Consider the following 20,443-nt stretch of genomic DNA (forward strand, 5'->3'; position numbering starts at 1 on the left):
CCCCCGCCCCCACTGACGGCAGGGGGAAACGGGGCCGCAAAGGCCCCGCCGCCAGGATCGGGGACAGGTTGCGGGCGGCTCTGCCGGCCTCAGCGCCCCGTCCACGGGGTGGCCGGACTGCCCATCCAGGCCTGGCCGGCCGGGATGGTCTCGCCCTTGAGTACCAGCGTCAGCGGCCCCAGCACGGCGCCCTGCTCCACCCGCGTATCGTAAAGAATGGTGGTGCGGGGCCCGACGCTGACCCCGGCCCCGATCCGGACCTGGCCGATCTTCATGACCCGATCCTCGAACAGATGGGTCTGCGGGCCGGACCAGGCGTGCAGCACGGCGTCGTCGCCGATGGCCACGCAGTCGTACTCGGTGACGTCGGTGGTGTCCATGAAGACGCGCTTGCCGATGCGCGCGCCCATGCAGCGCAGCGCCAGCGGCAGCCAGGGCGTGGCGCGCAGGAAATTGAAGAAGTTCGGCACCGCGATGGACTCGTACAGGCTGGTCACGGCCTCGCTCTTCCAGACGAAGGGCGTCCACATCGGCTCGGCGCGCGGCCGGTAGCGGCCGATCAGCGTCCATTTGAGCAGCACCAGGAACAGGAAGGCGCCGATGCCGTACAGCACGCCAGCCAGCATCAGCTCGTCGAAAGCGGCGACGAAGCCGTGCTTGACCGCCATCGGGATCACTTTCATCACCGTCAGATAGCCCACGGCGATGACCACCGCCAGCGGCAGGATCATGCGCATGCCCTCGACCGCGCCGCGCGCCAGCTTGCGGCCCAGGCTGGGGCGGAAGGTCAGGTGCTCGGGAAAGCCGGCGGTCTGCTCGCGCGCAGGCAGGGCCAGCGGCGGATTGCCCAGCCAGGTCTGGCCGCTGGCCATGCGGGCATTGGCCGGGGCGCGGCTCTGCACGCCGATCAGCACGTCGTCGGGCAGCTCGGAACCGTCCGGCACGTAGGCGCCGTTGCCGACGAAGCTGCGGTTGCCGATCACCGTCGGGCGCATGGTCATCCAGCCCCGGTCGACTTCCTCGTCGCCCAGCATCACGCCGTCGGCGATGAAGCTGTCGCGGCCCAGCGTCAGCATGTCCGGCACGATGCCCATGGCCGTCGAGATCTCGGTGCCAGGGCCGACCTTGGCGCCCAGCAGGCGGTACCAGGTGCCGGCGTAGATCGAGGCGTACAGCCCGTGCAGCACGCTCAGGCTGGATTCCTGGATCTGGTTGGTCAGCCAGCGCCGCAGATAGATCTGGCCATAGACCGGCCAGCGTCCGCCGCTCAGGCGCGGCAGCAGCGCCCAGCGCAGCAGGGCCGAGACCAGGATGGTCAGCATCAGCAGCAGCGCGCTGGCCGGCAGCGCCAGCAACAGGTAGCAGAGGAAGGCATAGGGCCAGGACGCGCGCGCGCCCATCAGGTCCAGCCAGCGCGCGTCGATCCAGTCGATCAGCACGAAGCTGGGGAACACCGGCATGAAGAACAGGCCGGCGATGGCCGCGCCGCCCAGCGCATAGGCCAGCATGTCCAGGCGCCGCCAGCGGCCGTGGCGCTCGGGCCTGGGCGGCAGCTCGGGAGCGCGCGCCTGTGGATCGTGGCGCGCGGGCGCGCCGCTCCAGATCTGCCCGGCGGGAATGCGCGCGCCGCGCGCCAGCGACGACAGGCCGTCCAGGCGCGCCTCGTCGCCCATCTCGACATCGCCTTGCAGCACCGCGTAGGAACCGATGTATGCATTGGCGCCGACGCGGATCGGCGACACCTCCCAGACGCCGCCGCGCACCTCGAAGTTCTCAAGGTTCACCGCCGCGCCGATGCTGGCGCCGTCGCCCACGGACAGCAGGTCCGGAGCCCGCACCGAGATGCGGCTGATGGCGGTGTCCTGCCCGATCCGCGCGCCCAGCGCGCGCAGGTACCAGGCCTGCAGCGGCGAGCCGGCCAGCAGGTGCGCCGGCGGAATGTCCATGATGCGGTCGACCAGCCACCAGCGATAGAACATCCAGCCATACAGCGGATAGCGGCCGGCCTTGAGCCGGCCCAGGATGCCCCACTTGCCAGCCACGGCCACGCCGAAGCTGAGCAGGTTGCAGGCCAGGTAGCTGCTGATCGACAGCGTCACCGCGAGCCAGACCGAATCGCCCTCGTCGCCGGTGAAGTAGTGATAGGTGAAGAACGGCGTCAGCCAGATCAGCATGCGCACGCCGATCAGGATGGGCAGCGCCGCCAGCTGCGCCAGGCCGCAAGCCCAGCGCCGCCACTCGGGCGCGCGTTCGGGCACCGCCTCGCGCGCCGCGCCGGCGCCGGCCACTGCCGCCTCGGCCGCCAGCGCGTCCAGCCGCCCCGCCAGCGCCGCCAGCGTGGAATGCTGGTACAGCTCGTGCATGGTCAGCGCGGAAAAATGCGGATGCTTGCGCAGCGAGGACACCAGCCGCGCGGCCAGCAGCGAATGGCCGCCCAGGTCACGGAAGAAATCGCTCGCCAGGCGCAGCGGCTGGCCGGGGAACAGCGGACGCAGCGCCTCGAACAGCGCCTGCTCGCCGGCGGTGGCGGGCAGGTCGTCCTCGCCGCTGGGTTCGGCCGCCGTGGCCAGCTCGCGCGCCTTGAGCGCCTTGCGGTCGATCTTGCCGGACGTCAGGCGCGGCACCTCGGCCACCAGTTCGAAACGCGCCGGGATCATATAAGCCGGCAGTTCCTGCGCCAGGCCCGCGCGCAGGGCATGCGGATCGGGCCGCGCCTCGCCCTCGGGCGCCAGGAAGGCCACCAGCTGTTCGATGCCGGCCAGATCGCGCAGCACGACGGCGGCCGCGCCCACGCCCGGCTGGCGATAGAGCGCCGCCTCGATCTCGCCCAGCTCGACGCGAAAGCCGCGCACCTTCACCTGGTCGTCGCTGCGGCCCAGGCACTGGATCTGGCCCTGCTCGTCGATGCGCGCCAGGTCGCCGCTGCGGTACATGCGCGTATCGTGCTCGCCGCGCGGACGCGGATTGGCCAGGAACTTCTCGGCCGTCAGCTCGGGCCGCCCCAGGTAGCCGCCCGCCACGCCCGGCCCGGTGATGCACAGCTCGCCCACCTGCCCTTGCGGCAGCACTGCGCCGTCCTCGCCGCGTATCAGCATGCCGTAGTTGGGCAGCGGCGTGCCGATGGTGACGGGCTGACCGGGCAACAGCTCGGCCAGGCTGGCCGACACCGTGGTCTCGGTGGGGCCGTAGGTGTTGTACATGCGCCGGCCCGGCGCGGCCCAGCGCGCCGCCAGGAACTCCGGGCACATCTCGCCGCCCAGGTTGATGATGCGCAGGCTGGGCACGTCGCGGCTGAACAGGGCCAGCAGCGTGGGCACGGCGTGCAGCACCGTCACGCCCTCGCGCGCCAGCGCCTCGGGCAGTCCCTCGGGGTCGGTGGTCAGCATCTTGGGCGCGACCCAGAGCGAGGCGCCGACCAGGTAGCTGATCCAGATTTCCTCGAACGACATGTCGAAGGCCACCGAAAAGCCCTGGTAGACCTTGTCGCCGTGGCGCACGCCCAGCACTTCGTTCTCGCTGCGCAGGAAGTGGCAGATGCTGGCCTGGGTGATGGGCACGCCCTTGGGCTTGCCAGTGGAACCGGAGGTGTAGATGACGTAGGCCGGATGCTCGGGCAGCAGCCCCGCACGCCGGCGCAGCGGCGCCGAATCGGCCGCCGGCTGCGACAGCTGCCAGGGCGTACAGGTGGCGATGCCGTCGAGCTGGACCTCGCCGCCGGCGACGATGTACTGCGCGCCGGCGTCCTGCAGGCAGGCCTGCATGCGCTCGGGCGGGGTATCGGATTCGAACGGCAGCCAGGCCGCGCCGGCCTTGGCGATGGCGGCCTGCATCAGCAGCAGCTCGTCCCCGCGCGGCAGGCACAGGCCGACGATATCGCCCGGCCGCACGCCCGCCTCGATCAGGTGGTGCGCGGCCAGGTCGGCGCGCCGGCCCAGCGTTTCGTAGGTGATGGACTGATCCTGCCAATGGATGGCGACGGCGTCGGGATGACGCAGGATCGTGGCTTCGAGAATATCCGGCAGCGTTTCCGCGATCAGCAGATCCGGCCGGTCAGAGCCATGGAGAATCATAGGTAAGGCGACAATCCGGCAAAGGGGATTTTTCGCTTATTGACCCATACCAGCGGAATTCGTTCAAGGGCCGCGCACAAAAACATCGCAAAGAGGTCGCGCGCGTTGTGCCCATGCCGCGCGGGCGTCCGCGCGCCGGCGGCTTCACGCCAATTTCACGCGGGCATACCCCGAAAAACAAAAACCCGCGCATGCATCGCAGGCGCGGGCCAAGCCGAGGACGGGCGTTGCCGGACGCGCCGGCCGCCGGCTTGTTCAGGCGGCTTCGCGCAGTGCGCGGGCGGCCTGCACCATGCCGATCAGCGCGGCCTCGGTCTCGGGCCAGGCGCGGGTCTTCAGGCCGCAGTCAGGGTTGACCCACAGCCGCTCCTTGGGCAGGCGCGCGGCCGCCTTCTGCATCAGGCCGACCATCCAGTCGACTTCAGGCACGTTGGGCGAGTGGATGTCGTATACGCCCGGGCCGATGTCGTTCGGATAGCGGAAGTCCTCGAAAGCCTTGAGCAGTTCCATGTTGGAACGCGAGGTCTCGATGGTGATGACGTCGGCATCCATGGCGGCGATGGATTCGATGATGTCGTTGAACTCCGAATAGCACATATGCGTGTGGATCTGCGTCTCGTCGCGCACACCGGCGGTCGACAGGCGGAAGCAGTCCACGGCCCAGTCCAGATAGGCCTGCCAGTCGGCGCGGCGCAGCGGCAGGCCTTCGCGGATGGCGGGCTCGTCGATCTGGATCACGCTGATGCCGGCGGCTTCCAGGTCCACCACTTCGTCGCGCAGCGCCAGCGCCAGCTGGCGGCAGGTCTGTTCGCGCGGCTGGTCGTCGCGCACGAAGGACCACTGCAGGATCGTGACCGGTCCGGTCAACATGCCCTTGACCGGCTTGTCGGTCAGCGACTGGGCGTAGGACGACCAGCCCACCGTCATCGGCGCGGGGCGGGCCACGTCGCCGAAGATGACCGGCGGCTTGACGCAGCGCGAGCCGTAGCTCTGCACCCAGCCATTCCTGGTGAAGGCGAAGCCGGCCAGCAGCTCGCCGAAGTACTCCACCATGTCGTTGCGCTCGGGTTCGCCGTGCACCAGCACGTCCAGGCCGACCTTTTCCTGGAAGCGGATGACTTCCTCGATTTCCTTGCGGATCGCGGCCTCGTAGGCCGAGTCGGTCAGCGCGCCGGATTTCCAGTCGCGGCGCAGCGCGCGGATTTCGGCGGTCTGCGGAAAGGAACCGATGGTGGTGGTGGGATAGGCGGGCAGGCCCAGCTCTTCCTGCTGGCGCGCGATGCGGCCGGCGAAGGGGGCGCGGTCGCGCGACACGCCGCCGGCGGCGGCCATGCGGGCGGCCACGGCCGGGTTGTGGATGCGGGTCGAGGAACGGCGCGCGGCCAGCGCGGCGCGCTGCCTGCCCAGCACGTCCTGGGTGGCGGCATCGGTGGCGCCGTCCAGCGCGCGGCCCAGCAGGTTCAGTTCCTGCAGCTTCTGCGCGGCGAAGGACAGCCAGCTCTTCAACTCGGCATCGAGTTCGGTTTCATTGTCCAGGTCCACAGGCACATGCAGCAGCGAGCACGACGGCGCCAGCCACAGGCGCTCGCCCAGCTGCTTTTTGATCGGTGCCAGCATCGCGGCGGCGGCATCCAGGTCGGTGCGCCAGATGTTGCGGCCGTTGATCACGCCCGCCGACAGCACCTGGTCGGCGCGCAGGCCGGCAACGACCTCGGCCAGCTGTTCCGGCGCGCGCACCAGGTCCACGTGCAGGCCGGCCACAGGCAGGGCCAGCGCGGTGGGCAGGTTGTCCTTCAGACCGTCGAAGTAGGTCGCGACCAGCAGCTTCAGCGGGCTGGACGACAGCGCGGCGTAAACCTGCTTGAACGCGTCGCGCCAGGCTTGCGGCAGGTCCAGCGCCAGGATGGGCTCGTCGATCTGCGCCCATTGCACGCCCTGCTGGGCGCAGCGGGCCAGCACGGCCTGGTAGACCGGCAGCAGGTTTTCCAGCAGCTTGAGCTTGGCGGCGTCGGCGGCCCCGTCGGCATAGGCATCGCCCTTGCCCAGGTACAGCCAGGTCAGCGGACCCGGGATCACGGGCTTGACGGCCAGGCCCAGCGCCTGTGCTTCCTTGATCTGCTCGAACAGCGATTCGCGGGCGACGCGGAAGGTCTGGCCCGGCGTCAGCTCGGGGACGATGTAGTGGTAGTTGGTGTCGAACCACTTGGTCATTTCGCAGGCGGCGGCGGGCTTGCCGCTGGGCGCGCGGCCGCGGCCCATGCGGAACAGCGTGTCCAGCGACACGGATTCGTTGTCCTTCTGGCCGAAGCGCGCGGGCACGGCGCCCAGCAGCGTGGTCCATTCCAGGATCTGGTCATACCAGGCGAAATCGCCGACCGGCACGAAGGCCAGGCCGTTGGCGGCCTGCAGCTGCCAGTGGCGGGCGCGCAACTCGCGGCCGGTCTGTTCCAGTGCTTCGGCGGTCTGCTTGCCGGCCCAGTAGGCCTCGACCGCGCGCTTCAGTTCACGATGGGCGCCAATGCGGGGGAACCCCAGATTATGAATAGTCGTCATGTCGATAAGGCCCGAAGACAAAATTTGTTCAAGTGACGGCTATTCTGGCGCACAATCAATTTGAGTCAAAATCAATGTCTACATTCATAATATGAGAGAATCTCATAAAATATAAGCACATGAGCCTTCCGTGGGATAGCCGGTTCCGGCGCCCGTCCGCCCGTCCGCCCGTCTCCCGCGCATTCTTTCCGCGCCCTTTTTTGGTCTGAACGCCCCCCATGCTGGAAATTCGTCACCTGGAAACCCTGACCGCCATCCGCGATGGCGGCAGCCTGCAGGAAGCCGCCGAACGGCTGCACCTGACCCAATCCGCCCTGTCGCACCAGCTGCGCGACCTGGAAACCCGGCTGGGCACGCCGCTGCTGAACCGCCGCACCCGCCCTGCCCGCCTGACCACCGCCGGTTTGCGCGTGCTGGCGCTGGCCGACGAAGTGCTGCCGCGCATGCGCGCCACTGAACGGGAATTGCAGCGCCTGGCGGCGGGCCGCAGCGGTCGGCTGCACCTGGCCATCGATTGCCACTCCTGCTTCCAGTGGCTGATGCCGGCGCTGGACGCCTTCCGCGCGCAATGGCCGGACGTGGCGCTGGACCTGTCGGCGGCGTTCTCCTTCGCGCCACTGCCCGCGCTGGTGCGCGGCGACCTGGACCTGGTCATCACCTCCGATCCGCAGCCGCTGGACGCGGTCGACTACCTGCCCCTGTTCAAGTACGAACTGGTGCTGGCGGTATCGGAATCCAATCCCCTGGCCGGCAGCAAGTTCGTCATGCCGGACCAGCTGGCGGACCAGACGCTGATCACCTACCCGGTGGACAAGCAGCGCCTGGACGTCTTCACCGCGTTCCTGGACCCGGCCGACGTGGAGCCGGCCGCGATACGCAAGGCCGAACTCACCCCCATCATCGCGCAGCTGGTCGCCAGCAACCGCGGCGTGGCGGCGCTGCCGAACTGGGCGCTGACGGAATACATGAACCAGGGCTGGCTGCGGCAGTGCCGGCTGGGGCCGCAGGGGGTATGGCGCACGCTCTATGCCACGGTGCGCAGCGAGGACACAGACGCCTCGTACATCGATGAATTCCTGACCATCACGCGCGACGTCTGCTTCAAGACGCTGAGCGGGATCAAGTCGGCGAAATAGGCGCGGAGGCGGCGATGGCCCGCGCGAGCGGGCCGTCAGGGTCGCAATGGTTGCGCGCAATACGCCTGGCGCCTGTGGCCGGAAACTTGGCGCTTGGGACCTGGCGCTTGAGACCTGGCGTTTGGGGCCTGGCGTTTGCGGTCCTGGCCCGACTCGCCGGCCAGGTCTACTCTTCGTCGCCCGCGCCGCCCAATATGCGGCGGATGACATCCTGCGCGAAGCCGCGGCTGGCCAGGAAGCGCGCCTGCTTGGCATAGGCCGCGCGGTCGGCCGGCTTTTCGCCGAAGCGCTTGCGCCAGACCTCCAGCGCGCGCTCGTGCTCGGTGGACCGAAGCTGATCGCGCAATTCGGCCACCTGGCCGTCGTCCACGCCATGCTGGCGCAGCTCCTGCACGATGCGCGCCGCCCCCTGGCGCGACGCGCGCCGATGCACGAGGCTCTGCGCGAAACGCTCGGTGGACAGCCAGCCTTCCTTTTCCAGCGCGTCCAGCACCGCCTCGATCTCGGCCGGATCTTCGGCATGAGGCGCCAGCTTGCGGGCCAATTCGGCGCGCGCATGCTCGCGGCGCGACAGATAGCCCACGGCGCGCATCTTCAGCGACGGCCCCTTGCGCTCGGGCTTGCCGCCATCGGCCTGCGCACCGCCCTCCTTCCTGTCGCGGCCCGTCCGATCGCTGTCCGCTCCATCGTCGTCCCGCACATCGTCGCGGGCGCCCTCGCGATCCGCCCGGGTCTGGCGCGCGCCGGCGCGGACGCGCTGCTCGGACGTGCGCTGCCATTCGTCCGGCGCGGCGGCGGGCTCGGCGGCGCGGCGCGCGTCGGAGCTGCGGCGCAGGCCTTGCGGCTTGGCCACGGTCTCGAACTCGTCATCCAGCTTGGCGCGCAGATGCTCGGAGGATTTGGCGGAAGGTTTCCAGCTCATGGCATGAAGTGTAGACAGGAAAACGACAACGGCAGGTTCCCGAACCAGGAACCTGCCGTCGCCCGACTGCCGTACACGCCCGGCGCCCGCTCGCGCGAGCCCGGGCGCAACGAGGACGCTCAGTCTTCGCTGGCGTCTTCGGCCGTGGGCACGAACTCGGCGGCGCGGCTGACCACGCCCTGGTTCTCGCGCACGCGGTTTTCGATCTCGATCGCCAGCTCGCGGTGCTCTTTCAGGTATTCGCGGACATTGTCCTTGCCCTGGCCGATGCGGTTGCCGTTGTAGCTGTACCAGGCGCCGGACTTGTCCACCACGTTGGCGGCCACGCCCAGATCGATGATTTCGCCTTCGCGCGAGATGCCGGCGCCGTACATGATGTCGAACTCGGCCTGCTTGAACGGCGGCGCGACCTTGTTCTTGACGACCTTGACGCGGGTTTCGTTGCCGACGACCTCATCGCCCTTCTTGATGGAGCCGATGCGGCGGATGTCCAGGCGCACCGAGGCGTAGAACTTGAGCGCGTTGCCGCCGGTGGTGGTTTCGGGGTTGCCGAACATCACGCCGATCTTCATGCGGATCTGGTTGATGAAGATGACCATGCAGTTGGTCTTCTTGATGGTGGCGGTCAGCTTGCGCAGCGCCTGGCTCATCAGGCGGGCCTGCAGACCGGGCAGCGAATCGCCCATTTCGCCTTCGATTTCGGCCTTCGGCACCAGCGCGGCGACGGAGTCGACGACGATCAGGTCGACCGAACCCGAGCGCACCAGCGCGTCGGTGATTTCCAGCGCCTGCTCGCCCGTGTCCGGCTGCGAGATCAGCAGGTCGGCCAGGTTCACACCCAGCTTGGACGCATACTGCACGTCCAGCGCGTGTTCGGCGTCGACGAAGGCGCAGGTGCCGCCCAGCTTCTGCATTTCAGCGACCACCTGCAGCGTCAGCGTGGTCTTGCCCGACGATTCCGGACCGTAGATCTCGACCACGCGGCCGCGCGGCAGGCCACCGACGCCCAGCGCGATGTCCAGACCCAGCGAACCCGTGGAAACCACCTGGATGTCGTGGGAGACTTCGTTGTCGCCGTAGCGCATGATCGAGCCCTTGCCGAACTGCTTTTCGATCTGCGAGAGCGCGGCGGCGAGCGCCTTGGCCTTTTCCGCGGCAGCGGCCTTGGTGGTTTTGTCGTCCATGTGAAGTCCTGTCTGTGTAACGTATCGGGTTGCGGGTCGGGTTGCGGTCGAGATTATGGCATCGGATTGTACTGTACAAAAAAACAGTGTGCCAGAGTTTTCCACGTATACCCTGAGTGGCAAGCGCCGCGCCCTGTGACAGAATTCCAGACGCCCCCGGTGATTCGTCCCCATTGCGCCGCCGGACCGCCCGCGACAGAAGAAAAAATCCGCGCGGGCGACAGGGCAGCAACCGGCATCGCGCGGGGGACGTACAACACTAGCAGCAGCCCATGCGTATCCTGATCGCCGAAGACGACAGTATCCTGGCAGACGGCTTGTCCCGCTCGCTCCGGCACAATGGCTACGCGGTCGACGCGGTGCGCGACGGCCTCGCGGCCGATTCCGCGCTGGCCGCCCAGGCCTTCGATCTGCTCATCCTGGACCTCGGCCTGCCCCATCTGGCGGGCCTGGAAGTGCTGCGGCGCCTGCGCGCGCGCAATTCCTCCCTGCCCGTCCTGATCCTGACCGCCGCCGACAGCATCGAGCAGCGCGTCAAAGGCCTGGACCTGGGCGCCGACGACTACATGGCCAAGCCCTTCGCGCTGTCCGAGCTGGAGGCGCGCGTTCGCGCGCTGACCCGCCGGGGCGCCGGCGGCGGCGCCACGCTGCTCAAGCATGGCCGCCTGGTGTTCGACCAGACCGGCCGCGTGGCGATGGTCGACGAGCAGACGCTGGACCTGTCCGCGCGCGAGGTCAGCCTGCTGGAAATCCTGCTCACGCGCAGCGGCCGCATGGTCAGCAAGACCCAGCTGGTCGATCACCTGTGCGAATGGGGCGAGGAAGTCAGCACCAACGCGATCGAGGTCTATGTGCACCGCCTGCGCAAGAAACTCGAGCCCAGCGGCGTGAAGATCGTGACCGTGCGCGGCCTGGGCTATTGCCTTGAACGGGACCAGGGTGCGGCCTACCTCGCCAGCTGATTCCCCGCAGCATCCCGAAAAGCTCAATCAAGAAGCACTGGATGTCATGCGGGCGGGGGCCAAGGGCCCCAGCTTCGCGCCGCCGCAACGGTCGCTGCTGGGCGAGATCCTGGACTGGATGCTGGCGCCGCTGTTCCTGCTGTGGCCCATGAGCGTGGCCATCACCTATGTGGTCGCCCAGAACATCGCCAACGTGCCTTACGACCGCGCGCTGGCCAACAATCTGCACGTGCTGACGCGCCAGGTCCACGCGCAGGACGGCCGCGCGACGCTGAAGATGACCGACGCCGCGCGCGAGGTGCTGCGCGCCGACGAGACCGACAGCGTGTTCTGGCTGGCGCTGGGCAGCCGCGGCGAGTACCTGGGGGGCGACCGCGCCCTGCCGCTGCCGGCCAGCGTGGGCCAGCCCAGCCCCGGCCAGGTGCTGTACGAGGACGACACGCTGCGCGGCTTCGGCGTGCGCATGGCCTACACCTGGGTCGACCTGAACCTGCCCGGCACGCAGCCGGCGCTGCTGATCGTGGCCGAAACGGTGGAAAAGCGCACCCAGCTCGCCAACGACATCATCAAGGGCGTGATCATCCCGCAGTTCGTGGTGCTGCCCGTGGCGGTGCTGCTGGTGTGGTTCGGGCTGTCGCGCGGCGTGGCGCCGCTGAACGCGCTGCAACAGCGGCTGCGCGCGCGCCGGCCCGACGACCTGTCGCCGATCGACGAGCGCGCCGCGCCGTCCGAGATCGCGCCGCTGCTGGCGGCCATGAACGACCTGCTGGACCGGCTGTCGTCCAACGTGCAGGCGCAGCGCCGCTTCGTGGCAGACGCCGCGCACCAGCTGAAGACGCCGCTGGCCGGGCTGCGCACGCAGGCCGAGCTGGCGCTGCGCGACGCCAGTCCCGAGGAAATGCAATCCAGCCTGCGCCAGCTGGTCACCGGATCGGAGCGCGCCACCCGCCTGGTGAACCAGCTGCTGCTGCTGGCGCGCGCCGAGAACCCCGCCGCCATCGGCCTGGCCCGCACCGACCTGAACGCCATCGCCTACGAGCAGGCCATGCACTGGGTGCCGCACGCGCTGTCGCTCAGCACCGACCTGGGCTTCGAGGGCGCCGAGACGCCGGTCGAGATCAACGGCAACCCGCTGCTGCTGGCCGAGCTGCTGAACAACCTGGTGGACAACGCGCTGCGCTACACGCCGCGCGGCGGCCATATCACGGTGCGGGTGCAGAGCCTGGGCGAGCAAGGCGTGCTTGAGGTCGAGGACTCGGGCCCCGGCATCGCGCCGGAAGAACGCGAGCGGGTCTTCGACCGCTTCTACCGCGTGCTGGGCACGCTGTCCGACGGCAGCGGCCTGGGCCTGGCGATCGTGCGCGAGATCGCGCAGACCCACCAGGCCACGGTCGTCATCAGCGACCATCCCAGCCCCTATTCCGACCTGCCGGGCACCCGCATCCGCGTCGCCTTCCCGCTGTACGCGGAACCGGACCCGTCCGCCGACGCCTAGCGCGTCGCTGCGCGGATATGCCCGCGCATGCATCCCTTCCAATGGCCGCGGCGGCTTGCCGAAAGCCCAAAACAGCGCGACGCCCACGCTTTTGGTTCCTAAGTGCTATCCCTAGCCTCCCTATGAGGCGGTTTCTTTTTGTTGCAAATTTAAGCCTCAGGTAAGGGTTACGTCAGAACCGAGTCAGTCTCGTTCCCTACCTTGCGTATAGCTCGATGTCGGCCTCGCCGGCGGAGGGTCAGGCACGGCGGAGAAACCGCCGGCGACAAAAACGAGGAGACATCATGAGCACAACCACTGTGGCAGGCCGCGGTCCCTCCGCGGATCCGCGCCCGATGACCAAGGATGAACGCCGCGTCATCTTCGCGTCCTCGCTGGGCACGGTTTTCGAATGGTATGACTTCTATCTGTATGGCTCGCTCGCGGCCATCATCGCGCAACACTTCTTCTCCGGCGTGAACCCCACCGCGGGCTTCATCTTCGCCCTGCTGGCGTTCGCGGCGGGCTTCGCCGTGCGTCCGTTCGGGGCGCTGGTGTTCGGCCGCCTGGGCGACCTGGTCGGCCGTAAGTACACGTTCCTGGTCACCATCGTGATCATGGGCCTGTCCACCTTCCTGGTGGGCGTGCTGCCCAGCTACGCCAGCATCGGCCTGGCCGCTCCCGCGATCCTGATCGTGCTGCGCCTGCTGCAAGGCCTGGCGCTGGGCGGCGAATACGGCGGGCGCGGCCACCTACGTGGCCGAACACGCGCCGCATGGCCGCCGCGGCTTCTACACGTCGTGGATCCAGACCACCGCCACGCTGGGCCTGTTCCTGTCGCTGCTGGTGATCCTGGGCATCCGCACGTTCATGGGCGAAGACGACTTCAAGGCCTGGGGCTGGCGCATTCCGTTCCTGATCTCGGTGGTGCTGCTGGGCATCTCGGTGTGGATCCGGATGCAGCTCAATGAATCGCCGACCTTCCAGCGCATGAAGGAAGAAGGCAAGGGCTCGAAGGCGCCGATCGCCGAATCGTTCGGCCAGTGGAAGAACCTGAAGGTCGTGCTGCTGGCGCTGCTGGGCCTGACCGCCGGCCAGGCCGTGGTCTGGTACACGGGCCAGTTCTACGCGCTGTTCTTCCTGACGCAGACGCTGAAGGTCGACGCCAACACCGCCAACATCATGATCGCCGTGGCGCTGCTGATCGGCACCCCGTTCTTCGTCGTGTTCGGCGCGCTGTCGGACAAGATCGGCCGCAAGCCCATCATCATGGCGGGCTGCCTGATCGCCGCGCTGACCTACTTCCCGATCTTCCAGGGTCTGACCCACTTCGCCAACCCGGCGCTGGAAAAGGCCCAGGCCTCGGCCCCGGTGACGGTGATCGCGGATCCGGCGACCTGCTCGTTCCAGTTCAACCCCGTGGGCACGGCCTCGTTCACCAGCTCCTGCGACGTGGTCAAGTCCTTCATGGCCCGCAACTCGGTGAACTACAAGAACGAAGCGGCGCCCGCCGGTTCGGTCGCCAAGGTCAAGATCGGCAACGACGAGTTCGCCTCGTTCGACGGCAAGACGCTGGCGCCGGCCGAGTTCAAGGCCAAGGCCGCCGAGCTGGACAAGGCCCTGACCACCGCGATCCGCACGCACGGCTATCCCGCCAAGGCGGATCCGGCCCAGAGCAACAACGTCATGGTCGTGCTGCTGCTGACCATCCTGGTGATCTACGTGACCATGGTGTACGGCCCGATCGCGGCCATGCTGGTGGAAATGTTCCCGACCCGCATCCGCTACACCTCGATGAGCCTGCCGTACCACATCGGCAACGGCTGGTTCGGCGGCTTCCTGCCCCCGGTCGCCTTCGCCGTGGTCGCCGCCACCGGCAACATCTACGATGGCTTGTGGTACCCGATCATCATCGCCGTGATGACGCTGGTCATCGGCACGCTGTTCGTGCGCGAGACCAAGGACAACGACATCAACGAGTAAACCATCCATCCCCCGCCGGGCGGGACTGCTGCGCCTGCCCGGCCTTTCACAAAGCTCCCTCGGGAGCTTTTTTTTTGCCCTGTCCGCGTCGAACCGCCAAGGCCTGCCGGCGCGCGCCGGACCCGCGCCGGCAGACACGTCGCGGGACGGGCCCCTTCGCCATGCCGCGCATGGAATTCTGTGTTCCGCGCGCGCCCTGTTCGATTCAGGACGCTGTCAGACCCCTGCCCTTAGACTGGCGCCTCAGATTACGGCCTTGCGCCAAATCACCTGGCGATTGATCCCCCTGCCAGACGATTTGCAGGGCTGCTGCTCTGACACCAATGTCGCGTTCCCCGCGAGCCTTTTATGACGCGGCATTGCGTGCTCCCGTACCGGCCCGGCCTGCATAGCGCCGGGCCGCTTTTTTTTTGCGCGCGCGAACAGGCCCGCGCAAGCGCGGGCCTTCGGAAAATACCTTGGCGTCGTGTCAGCGGCGCATGCCCACGCCGACCGCCAGCACGCCGACCACGATGGCGGCGATGCCCGCCCAGGACGGAATGGCCACGGACTTCTCCGTTTCCGCGGTGGCCTTGACCGAGCCGATCTGCAGCACGGTCTCTTCGGACTTGTAGTTGAAGCCCTTGTACGCCAGCGCGGCCACGCCCAGCACGATCAGCACTGCGCCAATGATTGTCGACAATTTCATGCCATTCTCCTTGTGTCGATGAGCGTTGCGGCGGACGTTACCGCATGCGCTCCGGGCTGTCAGTGACAGATCGTGTCGCGTCGCGCGCGCGCAGCGCAAGGTCGATCCGGGTGGGCCGGGTCGTATAGAATCAACCCTTTTGGCCGACGCACATGTGGTTCAAGAACCTTAAGATCTACCGCCTTTCCTCGCCGTGGACGCTCGTGGGCGAGCAGCTGGAAGAAACGCTCGCGCGGCATGCCTATCAGGCCAGCGGCAGCGCCGGCGCCAACAACCTCGAAATGCAGAGCCTGGGCTGGGTGCCGCCGCGCGAGAACGGCGGGCTGGCGCACGTGGTGGGCGGGCAGATCCTGCTGACGCTGCGCGCCGAGAAGAAGCTGCTGCCCGGCACCGTGGTCAACCAGGTCGCCAAGGCGCGCGCCCAGGAAATCGAAGAGCAGCAAGGCTACAAGCCGGGCCGCAAGCAGATGAAGGAAATCAAGGAGCGCGTCACCGACGAGCTGCTGCCGCGCGCCTTCAGCGTGTACCGCGACACCCGCGTCTGGATCGACCCGCAGAACCACTGGCTGGTGATCGACGCGGCCGCTTCCGCCAAGGCCGATGAAGTGATCGGGCTGCTGGCCAAGTGCATCGACCCGTTCCCGCTGGAAAACCTGTACGTGGCCCAGTCGCCCGCCTCGGCCATGACCGGCTGGCTGGCCGAGGACGAGGCGCCGTCCAACTTCACCATCGACCAGGACACCGAGCTGCGCTCGTCCGGCGAAAGCGGCGCGGCGATCCGATACGTCAAGCACTCCATCGACGCCGACGACGTGCGCCGCCACATCCAGTCCGGCAAGCAGTGCACGCGCCTGGCCATGACCTGGGCCGACCGCATCTCCTTCGTGCTGACCGAGAACCTGGACGTCAAGCGCGTCGCGCCGCTGGACGTGCTCAAGGAAGGCAACGAAGCCATCGCCGCGAACGACGACGAGAAGTTCGATTCCGACATGATGCTGATGACGGGCGAGCTGGCCAAGCTGATGGCCGAGCTGGTCGAGGCGCTGGGCGGCGAAAAGCGCGTCTGAGCGCCGCATCCCGGGACAGCCCGGGATGACCGAAGCCTGAATGCCAAAACCCCCGGGAAGCTGGATTCCGATCCAGCCTTCCGGGGGTTCTGCATTGTGCGATCCGACATCCGGCGCGCGCCGGAACAGCGTGGCCGCCAAGGTCTGGGCCCACGGCGGCCCAGGGGGCGCGGCGGCCCCCGCCGCTCAGGCCGCGACGGCCTGGTCGCGTCCGGCCTGCTTGGCGCGGTACAGCGCCTTGTCGGCCCGCTCGATCAGGTAGGCGTAGTCGGGATGGCCGTCGAACGAGGCCACGCCGATGCTGGCCGTGATCTTCAGATTGGCGGCCTCCGACACCGAGAAGGCGTGGCGGCGGATTTCCGCGCCCAGCTTTTGCGCGACCAGCATCGCGGCCTCCAGCCCCGTGTCCACCAGCACCACCAGGAATTCCTCGCCGCCGTAGCGGAACACGAAGTCGCTGGAACGACAGGCCTGGTGCACGACCTCGGCGAACTGGCGCAGCACCTGATCGCCGCCGCTGTGCCCATACTGATCGTTGATGGACTTGAAGTGGTCGATGTCCAGCAGCAGCACGGAAAACGCGGAATGCTGACGCGTGGCGATGGCGATCTCGCGGCCGATGACCGAGGGCAGGAAGCGCCGGTTCAACACGTTGGTGAGCGGATCGCTGCCGCTCTCGATTTCCGCCACCATGTCGAACAGACCGTTGAGCAGGTGCTTGATGCGCGCCACCAGTTCCTGCAGCTCGCGCACCAGGTCCGGCATGGCGCCCTGTCCCTCGGCGCCGCGCATCAGTCCGGGCAGCACCACATCATCCAGCCGCGCCACCGCTTCCATGATCTGTCGCAGCGCGGGCGCGCTTTCGAACAGCACGCCGCCCTTGTGGTGCAGCCACAGGCCGAACTCCGAGGCCGCCAGGCGCGGCAGCACCTGCTCCGGCGCGCGGTAGTGCAGGCCGATCAGCACGGCCTGGCTCCATTCGAGCAGCGCGGCGCGCTGCCGCTCGCGCTCGGTGGAGATGTTCTGCCCCAGCGCGAACAGCCGGTAGGCCTCGTCGTTGCGCGCGCCGCGGTTGACGTCGCGCATGAAGGCGCGGCTCATCTGCTCGATCGCCAGGTCGAACAGATTGCAGACGTACTGCGTGGCCACCGACGCGGCCATGCCGTCCAGGTCGCTGGCGCGCAGGCGCAGCGCGATCTCGTTCTTCAGGATGCGCGCGCCGGCCATCACCAGATGAATGGGGATGTGCACGCGCGCGTGGACCTCGCCGACCTTTTTCTGCGTCGCCATCAGCGCCGCGATATCGCCCTGGTCGCGCACGCAGAGCAGGCCCTTGAGCCAGCCCTTCATGGCGCTGCTCAGGCGGGTCGAGACGATCTCGTGCGACAGGCGCGGCCCCGCCTCGGCATCGGACAACAGCGTGGAATAGAAGGCGTCGACCAGCGCGGTGGCGCTGTCGGACACCACGGCGGCGACCTGCCCCCGGGTGTAGGCGTCCACGGACTGGTAGACCGCCTGCCAGGCCTGCGCATTCGATGCGCTCAGATAGCAGGCCTGGCCGGCAACGGCGGGAGTGACGGGGATTGCGCTGCTGCTCGAAGACATAGGGGACCATCCGACCGGATCAGGGCCGCTAGCCCCGAAGCGCGCCCGGCAGCGGCGCGCGACACAAACTCGCCGCGGGGACATCCCGACGGCAAAACCAGCGCGGATTATGCTTCAAATCGCCCGGGGCGGGCCGCAAGCGCGGCCGCCTTGTGAGGAAATCGGAACGGCGCGGATCAGTCCAGGCCGTGGAAGGCCGAGTCGTCGGGACCGATGTGGGTGGGATGCTGCCACGTCACGTCGCGCATCGAGTGCTGCACCAGCCCTTCCACGCCCAGCAGCACCGCGAAGATCGCCATGCGGATGGGGATGCCGTTGTCGGTCTGGCGGAAGATCGCCAGGCGCGGATCGTGGTTCAGGTCCACGCTCAGGTCGTTGGCGCCGGGACGGCTGTCGCGCGGCAGCGGGTGCATCACGATGGTGTCCGGACCGCAGTATTCATCGATGATGGCGCGGTTGATCTGGAAGTCGGGCGTGTAGCCTTCGTTCTCTTCGTTGGCGAAGCGCTCTTTCTGCACGCGCGTGGCGTAGATCACGTCGGCGCCCGCCAGGCCCTCGCCCAGCGAACTCTTCTGCTCGATGACGTTGCCGTTGCGGCTGGCCTGTTCGATGATGTAGGACGGCATCTCCAGGCCGCGCGGCGACACCAGCGAGAACTTCACGCCCTTGTACAGGGCCAGCAGCTTGATCAGCGAGTGCACGGTGCGGCCATATTTCAGGTCGCCGACCATGGCGATGTGGGCGCCGTCCAGCAGCTTGCCCAGGCGCGAGAACTCGGTCAGGATCGTGTACAGGTCCAGCAGCGCCTGGCTGGGGTGTTCGCCAGGACCGTCGCCGCCGTTGACCACCGGAATGTTGGTGGCGCGCGCGAATTCGGCCACCGAGCCCTGGTCGGGATGACGGATCACCATCGCGTCGACATAGCCGCTCATGACGCGGCTGGTGTCGTAGATGGATTCGCCCTTGGCCATGGACGAGAACGTGAAGCCGGTGGTGTCGCAGACCGAACCGCCCAGGCGGCAGAAGGCCGAGCCGAAGCTGACGCGGGTACGGGTGCTGGCCTCGAAGAACAGGTTGCCCAGCACCGCGCCCTCGAGCACGCGCGAGATCTTCTGGCGACGCGCGATGGGCTGCATCATGTCGGCCACACGGAACAGGTCTTCCACCGATTCGCGGGTGAACTGATCCACCGATACCAGCTGATGCTTGCCTTCGACGGCGATACGGTCACGCAGCGGGCCATCTTGTACGCTTTGCGTATATTTTTCCAGCAGCACGCCGTTCTGCACGATTTCACTGACGAAGCGCTGCACCACTTCCGGCATGGCGCGGAATTCCTGCGAACCCTCGGGCAGCAGCCAGGTATCCAGCGCCCGGCGCTTGACGCCGATGCGGGTGGCGAAGACGTCGCGCGTCAGGTTCAGGCGTCGCATGGCGTCGCGCAGGAAAGCTTGCTGGGAGATGGTCATGACAGGCCCCGAGGAAGAGGATTTATATACGCACTGCGCATATTATTCTCAACGCAAGTGCAAGTCCAACACTTTTGCGCACACGGGTTTACCCGTGATTTTTCCTAGACGCCGGTGTAGCCCGTCGTCACCGAGGCATCGGCCGTGGCGGCGGAACCGGCGGCCAGCCAGCAGGCGGCGCAGAAGCACAGCGCGCTCACGACATAGAAAAGCACGGCCAGCGCCTGGGCCGGCCAGTGCCGCCGGCCGGGCCGCAGGATGTCGCCCTGCCGCAACAGGCTGGCCTGCGCCAGCCAGCCGAACAGCAGGCCGCCGCAGGCGCCCAGGAAACCCGCAAGGTACAGCGCCAGCGGCGCCTGCAGATCGGGCGCGGCCACGTCCGAGCCGATCACGCCCAGCATGAAGAACACCAGCACCAGCGCCGCGCCGCCGTTGATCCAGGCCAGCAGGCGGAACGCGCCGGCGAACAGCGCGAACGCCATCGCGCCTGCCCGACCCTGCCCCGAGCGCGGCTCCATGATCAGCCGCCCTGGCGGCAGGCCGGCGTGGCGCTCTCGATCGAGGCGCGGGCGGCGGCGATCTCGGCCTTGTCCCAGCGGCCTTCGCCGACCACGGTGATCGTCACCTTGGCCTTGCTCGGGCTTTCGGCTTCGGACGTGATCAGTTCCAGCACCTTGGCCTGCTCGCCCACCTTGTAGACCTGCACCTCGTCGGGCGCGCCCTTCTCGCCCAGCTTGGGCTTCCAGGCATAGGCGACGTTGTAGGGATGGGCGACGTTCACGTGGCAGGCGCGCACGTACTCGCCCGCGCGTCGGAACGCGGCCTGCGAATTCGTGTCGACGATGAAGGTTTCGTGCAGCGCGGTTTCGGCCTCGTACACGCCGGTGCTCGCGCACCCGCCCAGCGACGCCGCCAGCATCGCGCCCACCATCCATACAGACTTGCGCATCATCGTTCCCGTTTCAGACTTTCGGATTCCCGCGATTATGCCAGCCCCGCATTCGTGACCGGCCGGGCACGACATGCGGCGCCCGCTTGGGGCCGTCAAGGCGGCGCGCCGTCCGGGAGCCGCCCGGCGATAAAAAAACCGCGTCCGGCATGCCTGGGCATCCCGGACGCGGCCCTGCGCCGCGCGAACAGACGCTGGCGAGGCTGCCTACTTCTTGGCGGCGTCCTCGATCTTTTCTCCGCCGCGCTGTATATCCTTGCCCGCGCCCGCGACGGTATTGCAGCCCGCCGAAAGCGCGGCGATCGAAAGCAGCATGACGAGAAAGACTTTGTTCTTCATGGAGTTCTCCTTTCCTAGCTTGAAAACCGAGCCCAGCATACC

Annotated in this window: 14 protein-coding genes and 1 pseudogene; 5 read left to right on the plus strand and 10 right to left on the minus strand. The window is 67.9% G+C overall.

The window, feature by feature from the left end; all coding sequences use genetic code 11:
* Positions 1–89: 89 nt before the first annotated feature.
* Positions 90–4,070, minus strand: coding sequence for a Pls/PosA family non-ribosomal peptide synthetase (locus AC6LJ5_RS09410; protein ID WP_498140327.1), 3,981 nt, complete (start codon positions 4,068–4,070; stop codon positions 90–92).
* Between the two features lie 255 nt (positions 4,071–4,325).
* On the minus strand, positions 4,326–6,623 hold the full coding sequence (gene metE, locus AC6LJ5_RS09415; RefSeq protein ID WP_498140328.1) for a 5-methyltetrahydropteroyltriglutamate--homocysteine S-methyltransferase: 2,298 nt from the start codon (positions 6,621–6,623) through the stop codon (positions 4,326–4,328).
* A gap of 218 nt (positions 6,624–6,841) precedes the next feature.
* Between metE and AC6LJ5_RS09420 the strand changes: the two genes are divergently transcribed.
* Complete coding sequence (locus AC6LJ5_RS09420; RefSeq protein ID WP_103273462.1) at positions 6,842–7,759, plus strand: LysR family transcriptional regulator; 918 nt, start codon at positions 6,842–6,844, stop codon at positions 7,757–7,759.
* 166 nt (positions 7,760–7,925) lie between these two features.
* Here the strand turns inward: AC6LJ5_RS09420 and recX are convergent, their stop codons facing one another.
* Both recX and recA read right to left on the minus strand, forming a co-directional pair.
* A complete protein-coding gene (gene recX / locus AC6LJ5_RS09425; RefSeq protein WP_103273461.1) occupies positions 7,926–8,681 on the minus strand; it encodes a recombination regulator RecX in 756 nt (251 codons plus the stop codon).
* A gap of 119 nt (positions 8,682–8,800) precedes the next feature.
* Positions 8,801–9,865 carry a recombinase RecA gene (recA, locus tag AC6LJ5_RS09430; RefSeq protein WP_103273460.1) on the minus strand — a complete coding sequence of 355 codons (1,065 nt, stop codon included), beginning with the start codon at positions 9,863–9,865 and terminating at the stop codon, positions 8,801–8,803.
* 272 nt (positions 9,866–10,137) lie between these two features.
* On the opposite strand from recA, the gene AC6LJ5_RS09435 reads away from it, so the two are divergent.
* The 3 genes and pseudogenes from AC6LJ5_RS09435 (at position 10,138) to AC6LJ5_RS09445 (ending at position 14,284) form a co-directional block, all read left to right on the plus strand.
* Positions 10,138–10,827 carry a response regulator gene (locus tag AC6LJ5_RS09435; RefSeq protein WP_103273459.1) on the plus strand — a complete coding sequence of 230 codons (690 nt, stop codon included), beginning with the start codon at positions 10,138–10,140 and terminating at the stop codon, positions 10,825–10,827.
* A 118-nt stretch (positions 10,828–10,945) separates the two neighbouring features.
* On the plus strand, positions 10,946–12,322 hold the full coding sequence (locus AC6LJ5_RS09440) for a sensor histidine kinase (protein WP_392409651.1): 1,377 nt from the start codon (positions 10,946–10,948) through the stop codon (positions 12,320–12,322).
* Between the two features lie 335 nt (positions 12,323–12,657).
* Positions 12,658–14,284, plus strand: a pseudogene (locus tag AC6LJ5_RS09445) (MFS transporter).
* A 469-nt stretch (positions 14,285–14,753) separates the two neighbouring features.
* On the opposite strand, the gene AC6LJ5_RS09450 reads toward AC6LJ5_RS09445, so the two are convergent.
* On the minus strand, positions 14,754–14,972 hold the full coding sequence (locus AC6LJ5_RS09450) for a hypothetical protein (RefSeq protein ID WP_103273457.1): 219 nt from the start codon (positions 14,970–14,972) through the stop codon (positions 14,754–14,756).
* A gap of 152 nt (positions 14,973–15,124) precedes the next feature.
* Here AC6LJ5_RS09450 and AC6LJ5_RS09455 point away from each other — a divergent pair, with 152 nt between their 5' ends.
* Complete coding sequence (locus AC6LJ5_RS09455) at positions 15,125–16,039, plus strand: recombination-associated protein RdgC (protein WP_103273456.1); 915 nt, start codon at positions 15,125–15,127, stop codon at positions 16,037–16,039.
* A 186-nt stretch (positions 16,040–16,225) separates the two neighbouring features.
* On the opposite strand, the gene AC6LJ5_RS09460 is transcribed toward AC6LJ5_RS09455, so the two are convergent.
* From AC6LJ5_RS09460 to AC6LJ5_RS09480, 5 genes are all read right to left on the minus strand, one after another.
* Complete coding sequence (locus tag AC6LJ5_RS09460; RefSeq protein WP_498140329.1) at positions 16,226–17,644, minus strand: diguanylate cyclase; 1,419 nt, start codon at positions 17,642–17,644, stop codon at positions 16,226–16,228.
* 176 nt (positions 17,645–17,820) lie between these two features.
* Complete coding sequence (locus AC6LJ5_RS09465) at positions 17,821–19,113, minus strand: aspartate carbamoyltransferase (RefSeq protein WP_103273454.1); 1,293 nt, start codon at positions 19,111–19,113, stop codon at positions 17,821–17,823.
* A gap of 104 nt (positions 19,114–19,217) precedes the next feature.
* A complete protein-coding gene (locus AC6LJ5_RS09470; RefSeq protein ID WP_498140330.1) occupies positions 19,218–19,631 on the minus strand; it encodes a hypothetical protein in 414 nt (137 codons plus the stop codon).
* A 2-nt stretch (positions 19,632–19,633) separates the two neighbouring features.
* Positions 19,634–20,062: a BPTD_2524 family lipoprotein gene (locus tag AC6LJ5_RS09475; protein WP_103276379.1), complete on the minus strand. Its 429-nt coding sequence runs from the start codon at positions 20,060–20,062 to the stop codon at positions 19,634–19,636.
* A gap of 207 nt (positions 20,063–20,269) precedes the next feature.
* Complete coding sequence (locus AC6LJ5_RS09480; RefSeq protein WP_103273452.1) at positions 20,270–20,401, minus strand: entericidin A/B family lipoprotein; 132 nt, start codon at positions 20,399–20,401, stop codon at positions 20,270–20,272.
* Positions 20,402–20,443 lie beyond the last annotated feature (42 nt).

Source organism: Achromobacter sp. 1011791174, assembly GCF_059760925.1.

Excerpts from the sequence above, each read along its gene's own strand:
- AC6LJ5_RS09420 (WP_103273462.1), top strand. The coding sequence starts at position 6,842 with ATGCTGGAAATTCGTCACCTGGAAACCCTGACCGCCATCCGCGATGGC.
- recA (WP_103273460.1), bottom strand. The coding sequence starts at position 9,865 with ATGGACGACAAAACCACCAAGGCCGCTGCCGCGGAAAAGGCCAAGGCG.
- AC6LJ5_RS09465 (WP_103273454.1), bottom strand. The coding sequence starts at position 19,113 with ATGACCATCTCCCAGCAAGCTTTCCTGCGCGACGCCATGCGACGCCTG.
- AC6LJ5_RS09480 (WP_103273452.1), bottom strand. The coding sequence starts at position 20,401 with ATGAAGAACAAAGTCTTTCTCGTCATGCTGCTTTCGATCGCCGCGCTT.
- AC6LJ5_RS09410 (WP_498140327.1), bottom strand. The coding sequence starts at position 4,070 with ATGATTCTCCATGGCTCTGACCGGCCGGATCTGCTGATCGCGGAAACG.
- AC6LJ5_RS09470 (WP_498140330.1), bottom strand. The coding sequence starts at position 19,631 with ATGGAGCCGCGCTCGGGGCAGGGTCGGGCAGGCGCGATGGCGTTCGCG.
- AC6LJ5_RS09475 (WP_103276379.1), bottom strand. The coding sequence starts at position 20,062 with ATGCGCAAGTCTGTATGGATGGTGGGCGCGATGCTGGCGGCGTCGCTG.
- AC6LJ5_RS09435 (WP_103273459.1), top strand. The coding sequence starts at position 10,138 with ATGCGTATCCTGATCGCCGAAGACGACAGTATCCTGGCAGACGGCTTG.
- metE (WP_498140328.1), bottom strand. The coding sequence starts at position 6,623 with ATGACGACTATTCATAATCTGGGGTTCCCCCGCATTGGCGCCCATCGT.
- AC6LJ5_RS09455 (WP_103273456.1), top strand. The coding sequence starts at position 15,125 with ATGTGGTTCAAGAACCTTAAGATCTACCGCCTTTCCTCGCCGTGGACG.
- recX (WP_103273461.1), bottom strand. The coding sequence starts at position 8,681 with ATGAGCTGGAAACCTTCCGCCAAATCCTCCGAGCATCTGCGCGCCAAG.
- AC6LJ5_RS09450 (WP_103273457.1), bottom strand. The coding sequence starts at position 14,972 with ATGAAATTGTCGACAATCATTGGCGCAGTGCTGATCGTGCTGGGCGTG.
- AC6LJ5_RS09460 (WP_498140329.1), bottom strand. The coding sequence starts at position 17,644 with ATGTCTTCGAGCAGCAGCGCAATCCCCGTCACTCCCGCCGTTGCCGGC.
- AC6LJ5_RS09440 (WP_392409651.1), top strand. The coding sequence starts at position 10,946 with ATGCTGGCGCCGCTGTTCCTGCTGTGGCCCATGAGCGTGGCCATCACC.